Below are 376 nucleotides of genomic sequence, written 5' to 3'. Positions count from 1 at the left end.
AGCTGGGGCGCCAGGATGCGCTGGTGCAGCTCAAGACCAGTCCGCAGGCGAGGAAGAAGTGGCCGCAGTTGCCAGAGGCAATAGAAGCCCGCTTGCTGACGCGCACTATCAACGGCAAGGAGCGGCAAGTGCTGACCTCGATGGTCGACCCGATGCGCTTCCCGGGGGCTGACATCGTGGAGCTGTATGGCCATCGCTGGGAAATCGAGCTGGGGTATCGGGAGATGAAACACAGCCTGCAGCAGCACAGACTGACCCTGCGCAGCAAGAAGGCGACGGGGATACGGCAAGAGCTGTGGGGTGTGCTGCTGGCCTATAACCTGCTGCGTAGCCAGATGGTGAAGATGGCGGCGAGCCTGAAGGGATACACGGCGAG

Annotated in this window: 1 protein-coding gene; it reads left to right on the top strand. The window is 62.2% G+C overall.

The window, feature by feature from the left end; translation table 11 throughout:
- Positions 1-376: transposase (locus tag ACLHZ1_RS20690; protein ID WP_427263550.1), on the top strand; the 376-nt coding region annotated here is incomplete at both ends.

This window comes from Aeromonas sobria (genome assembly GCF_050266975.1).
Classification (GTDB): Bacteria; Pseudomonadota; Gammaproteobacteria; order Enterobacterales; family Aeromonadaceae; genus Aeromonas; species Aeromonas sobria_B.
This window is presented reverse-complemented; position numbering and strand designations above follow the sequence as displayed.